The following is a 5,582-nucleotide window of genomic DNA, read 5'->3' as shown; positions in this document are numbered from 1 at the left end:
CGCGGTCGCGGTCGAAACCACGGTCGCGGTCGCGGCCGAAGCCGCCCCGGTCGTCACGCCGGTCGTAGGAACGCCCGCCACGGTCACGGTCGTAGCCCCGGTCACGGTCGCGGTCGAAGCGGTCACGGTCGAAGCCGCGCTCACGGTCGCGGTCCCGGTCGTCCCGGCGGAAGCCCCGGTCGCCACGGTCACCACGCTCGTCGTCCCGGCGGGCGAAAGCGCGGTCCTGGTCACGGTCGCGGTCGAAGGAGCGTGCGGGACGGTCGTCACGCCGGTAGCCGCCCCGGTCGCCGCGCTCACGCTCACCCCGGTCGTCCCGGCGGAATCCGCCCCGGTCGTCACGCCGCTCGTACGAACGCCCGCCACGGTCACGGTCGGCACCACGGCCACGGTCGCGATCACGGTCCCGGTCCCGGTCGTCCCGGCGGAAGCCGCGCTCCGCACGGTCCACGTCCCGCGGTCCCGGCTGCTCCGGCACCGACGCCTCGGCCATCAGCGCGGCCTCGGCCTGCGCCTGCGCCACCGCCGCCTCGGGGTCCTCGCCCCGCTCCCGGGCGACCCGGGCGATCAGCCGGTCGGCCTCCTCGCGCAGCTCCTCGGCGCGCCGCTGCGCCCGCTCCAGCTGCCGGGTCAGATACGCGACCTCGCGCTCGGCCTGCTGGGCCGCGTTGGCCGCGGCCTCCGCCTGCACCTCGGTCATCGACCGCGCACCGGTGATCTCGGCGACCTCCGGGTCGAAGGCCGCACCGCCCTGGATGACGTGGCGGGTGGCGTCCACGCCCGCGTCCTCCATCAGGCGGAAGATCTGCCGCCGCTGGTGCGGCAGGGCCAGGGACACCACGGTGCCCGTGCGGCCGGCACGCGCGGTGCGGCCGGCACGGTGCAGGTAGTCCTTGTGGTCACCGGCCGGGTCCACGTTGAGGACGAGGTCGATGCCGTCGACGTGGATGCCGCGCGCGGCGACGTCCGTGGCGACCAGGACGTTGACGTACCCGTCCTTGAAGTCGGCCAGGGTGCGCGTACGGGCGCCCTGGGTCATGCCGCCGTGCAGCGCGTCGGCCTTCACACCGGCGGCGCGCAGCTGCTCGGCGACACGGTCGGCGCCGAGCTGGGTGCGCACGAAGATGATGGTGCGGCCCTTGCGGGAAGCGATCGCGGCCGTGACCGGCGCCTTGTCCTTGGGCTTCACGATCAGGATGTGGTGCGACATCGTCGTCACCGCACCCTGGGCGGCATCCACCTCGTGACTGACCGGGTCGGTCAGGTAGCGGTCGACGAGCGTCTTGATCTCGTTCTCCATCGTCGCGGAGAACAGCATCCGCTGGCCGCCCGCCGGGATCTGGTCGAGCAGCTCGGTGACCTCGGGCAGGAACCCCAGGTCGGACATCTGGTCGGCCTCGTCGAGCACGGCGATGCGCACGTCCTCGAGCGAACAGGCGCCACGGTTGATGATGTCCCGCAGCCGGCCCGGAGTGGCCACCAGGACGTCCACACCCTTCTCCAGGGCGTAGATCTGGTTGCCCATGGAGGTGCCGCCGCAGACCACCTTCATCCGCAGCCCGAGCACGTCGCCGTACGGCTGCAGCGCGTCCGCCACCTGCATGGCCAGCTCACGGGTGGGAGTGAGGATCACGGCCCGAGGCCGCTTCTTCTCGGTGCGGCCGCCGGCCAGCTGGGCCAGGGTCGGCAGACCGAAGGAGAGGGTCTTGCCGGAGCCGGTACGGCCCCGGCCGAGGATGTCCTTGCCGGCCAGGGCGTCCGGGATGGTCGCGGCCTGGATCGGGAAGGGAACGGTCACGCCGTTCTGCGCGAGCTTGCGCACCACGCCCTCGGGCAGGCCCAGATCGGCGAAGGTGATCTCGCGCGCCTCGAACTCCCCGGCGGGCGCCGGAGCAGTCCCAGCAGCGGGGGCGGTGGCCACGGGAGCCTCCTGGCTCCCGGCGGTGTCCTCGGCGCCCTCGGGCGCGACGACGTGGTCAGTACTGGCAAGGGTCATGCGAATGCGAAACCTTCCGGAGTCCTGTCGGCACGCGCCCGTCAACTCCGTGTTTTCGCATCATGACCGCCTCGATGCGGTCCGCCACGGCAAAGGAGAGTACGCGCCACACGGCGCGCTCTGCGGGGCGCCGGGCAAATGGGATCAAACGATCTGCCACCATACGCACCGACCGGCCCCTGAAGCAAACCGGCAGGGAAACCACAGGCCCTACGCAGGTCATCCGCGGCCCGACCGGCCGTCCGGACCGGGCCCGCAGAACCACGACGCACCCGGCCCGCCCGCCGGCCCGGCTCAGGCCCGCATCTCCTCCTGCACCCGGCCCAGCCCCGCACACCTCGGCACCCGCTCCGGTTCCGGAACCAGCTCCTGATGATCCAGCTGCGTACCGGCGCCTCCCTCGGAAGCCGAGGGCGACGGCTCGGCCTGTGTCGGCTCCGCAGACGAGGACGGTGACGGCGAGGGCTCCGGCGGCAGCGACGGAGGCGCAGCGGACGTCCCGGACGGCGCCGGCTCCTGAGGGACGGGGACGCCGGGACCCGGCTGCCCGGACGGCTCCGTCCGCCCTGCCGACGACGCCGCCGGCACGCTGCCCGCCACCGACGACGAAGCCGCGGCCGACGGCACAGCACCGTCCCCGCCGGGCCGGTGGCCCGCCCCGTGCCCGCCGGAGCCGCCACTGCCGCCCCCGGCCCGCCCGGTGATACCGCCGGACGCCTCCGTCCCCCCGTCGGGAGTGGTACCGGCCCGCCGCCCCGCCGAGTGCGACGGCCGCACCTTGCCCCCCGCATCCCCGCCCACGCTCACACAGCCCGCCGCGGCAGTGACGGCGACGACCGCGACGGCAAGACGGACAGATGCGTACACGGGGCGCACGGCAGCCACCTTTCGACAACGACGAAGTCCCCGTGCCCAACTCCCCACGCCCGCAAGAGGACACGCCGCTCCCGCACCGCCGCCCGCACCACCGTCAGCCGGCCCGTACCACCGTCAGCCGTAGCCCAGCGCGTGCAACCGGGCGTCGTCGATGCCGAAATGGTGGGCGATCTCATGCACCACGGTGATCTCCGCCTCGGAGACGACCTCCTCCCGCGTCTCGCACATCCGCAGCGTCGGCCCCCGGTAGATCGTGATCCGGTCGGGCAGCACGCCCGCGTACCACTCCCCGCGCTCGGTCAGCGGAACACCTTCGTACAGGCCGAGCAGCTCGGGATCATCCGCGGGCGGCTCGTCCTCGACGAACACCGCGACGTTGTCCATCAGCCGCGCCAGCTCCGGCGGGATCCGGTCCAGGGCCTCGGCGACCAGCTCCTCGAACTCCTCGCGCGTCATCTCCAGCACACGGCCATTGTCCGGTACACCCCCGCCCCCGCAATCGGCCCGCACACCCGTTCCCGGGCGCACCTTCCGGGTCTGGGCGCGCATCCCTTCCCCGGCCGACGGCATCCCGGCCCCACCGGGCGTACACACCACGCATATCCGGCGCCATGGACGGGCATAGCCGACTAGGGTCATTCGTACGATCACGCTGAATAGAGGAGCGGGGTCTCGTGCCGTGCAGCGCAGGGCGGAACAAGGCGCCACAGCGGCGCCCGGGCATCGCACACCCGCACGGCCGGCCCACCTGCTCACACCACCAGCCCAACCAACCCGACAGCACGGCCCCCCGGCCTGCGCACCCGGCCTGACCCCGGCGTAGGAGCGCGATGGCCCGCGTCCGCCTCACAGCCCTCAGCCGCCTCGTCCCCCGCCTCACCCACCACACCGGCCGCCGCCACCGCACCCCCGGCCCCGACCGCACCGGCCGCCCCCGGTGGAGGCACCGCACCGGACGAGCAACCGCCACCCCCGCCCTGACACCACAGCGCAACCCCTGGCTCCGCGCCCTCGGCCTGATCACCGTCGTACTCGCCGGAGCCTGGCTCGGACTGCTGACCGTGGGCACCGTCCACGTCCCCGTCGGCCCCGTCAACACCACGATGACCCTGCGGCCCTCCCTCGACGGCGGCACGAAGATCACCGTCTCACCGCTCGGCGCACTGCGCCTGAACAGCCACACCGCACCCGTCCGCCTCGACGTCGACGTCGACCAGCTCGACCCCGAACGCGCCCAGGACCTGGTGAACCACCCCGAACGCCTCTCCGGCCTCCAGCACCAAGTGGTCCACGACGTCGAACACGGCACCCTCGACCTGGCCCTGCGCTCCTGCGCCGCCGTGGTCTCCGGCGCGACCGCCCTCGGACTGGCCGTCTACCGGCGCCCACGCCGCGCCCTCGCGGCCGGCGGCCTCGCCCTCGCCCTGCTCGGCGCCTCGGGAGCCACGGCCTACGCCACCTGGAACCCGACATCGGTCCTCGAGCCGAAATACTCCGGCCTGCTGTCCTCGGCCCCCTCCCTCGTCGGCAACGCACGCAGCATCGTCACCGAGTTCGACGCCTACCAGCAGGAACTGGCCCGCCTGGTCACCAACGTCACCAAGCTGTACGAGACCACCTCCACGCTGCCCGTCTACCGGCCCGACCCCACGACCATCCGGGTCCTGCACGTCTCCGACATCCACCTCAACCCGGCGAGCTGGAAGATCATCGACTCACTGGTGCAGCAGTACCAGGTCGACGTGATCGTCGACTCCGGCGACACCATGGACCACGGCACCGCCGCCGAGAACAGCTTCCTCGACCCGATCGAAGACCTCGGCGTGCCGTACGTCTGGGTCCGCGGCAACCACGACTCGGCCACCACCCAGCGCTACCTGGAGCACATGAAGAACGTGCACGTCCTCGACGACGGACGCGCCGCGACCATCGCCGGCCTGCGCTTCGCCGGCACCGGCGACCCCCAGTTCACCCCCGACCGCTCCGTGGCACCCGGCGGGGACGCCGCCGAACGCCTCGCCGGCGACCGCCTGGCCTCCGCCCTGCGCGCCCAGCGGGCCGCGGGCACCCCGGTGGACATCGCCGTCGTCCACGAGCCGGCCGCCGCCCGGGAGACGGACGGCACCGTGCCGCTGGTGCTCTGCGGCCACCTGCACCACGAGGGCACCGAGACCCTGCCGTACGGCACCCGGCTGCGTATGGAGGGCTCGACCGGCGGCAGCGGGCTGCGCGCGGTGGAGCAGGAGCACCCCGCACCGGTGGAGGCGTCGATCCTCTACTTCGACCGCGACAGCCGGCGCCTGCAGGCCTGGGACGAGATCCAGCTGGGCGGGCTGGGCGAGGCGACGGCCGAGGTCAGCCGCCACCTGCCGGAGGAGAACCAGCCGGGCGCCTCCCCCTCGCCGGGGTCCCCCTCACCCTCGGCCCGGTAAACGGTTTTGGCGATCCACCTCGCCATCCCATATGCTTCTCACGTCCCCGACGCGCTGAGAAGCGCCCAGGCGGGCCGATAGCCCTCATCGTCTAGCGGCCTAGGACGCCGCCCTTTCAAGGCGGTAGCACGGGTTCGAATCCCGTTGGGGGCACGCAAGACGATGTGCGAAACTTGGCTTCATCGGTTCGCGCAGCACCACATGGTCCTGTGGAGCAGTTTGGAGTGCTCGCCACCCTGTCAAGGTGGAGGCCGCGGGTTCAAATCCCGTCAGGACCG

The 5,582-nt window shown here is 72.9% G+C and carries 3 protein-coding genes and 2 tRNA genes; 3 read left to right on the top strand and 2 right to left on the bottom strand.

Going from position 1 to position 5,582, the window contains the following annotated elements; all coding sequences use genetic code 11:
- Nucleotides 1-1,996 (bottom strand): DEAD/DEAH box helicase (locus IE286_RS25545; protein WP_189799132.1); only part of this gene is annotated, 1,996 nt, incomplete at its 3' end.
- A gap of 990 nt (nt 1,997-2,986) precedes the next feature.
- Nucleotides 2,987-3,337: a metallopeptidase family protein gene (locus IE286_RS25540; RefSeq protein ID WP_189799131.1), complete on the bottom strand. Its 351-nt coding sequence runs from the start codon at nt 3,335-3,337 to the stop codon at nt 2,987-2,989.
- A gap of 365 nt (nt 3,338-3,702) precedes the next feature.
- On the opposite strand from IE286_RS25540, the gene IE286_RS25535 reads away from it, so the two are divergent.
- The 3 genes from IE286_RS25535 (at nt 3,703) to IE286_RS25525 (ending at nt 5,582) form a co-directional block, all read left to right on the top strand.
- Nucleotides 3,703-5,304 carry a metallophosphoesterase family protein gene (locus tag IE286_RS25535; protein WP_189799130.1) on the top strand — a complete coding sequence of 534 codons (1,602 nt, stop codon included), beginning with the start codon at nt 3,703-3,705 and terminating at the stop codon, nt 5,302-5,304.
- 80 nt (nt 5,305-5,384) lie between these two features.
- Nucleotides 5,385-5,457 (top strand) — tRNA-Glu (locus IE286_RS25530).
- Nucleotides 5,458-5,507: 50 nt separating this feature from the next.
- Nucleotides 5,508-5,582 (top strand) — tRNA-Asp (locus IE286_RS25525).

It is taken from the genome of Streptomyces thermodiastaticus (assembly GCF_014656135.1).
In the GTDB taxonomy this organism is placed as follows: Bacteria; Actinomycetota; Actinomycetes; order Streptomycetales; family Streptomycetaceae; genus Streptomyces; species Streptomyces thermodiastaticus.
Note: the sequence above shows the minus strand (reverse complement) of the source record. Positions and strands in the feature narration are given on the sequence as shown.

Excerpts from the sequence above, each read along its gene's own strand:
- IE286_RS25535 (WP_189799130.1), top strand. The coding sequence starts at position 3,703 with ATGGCCCGCGTCCGCCTCACAGCCCTCAGCCGCCTCGTCCCCCGCCTC.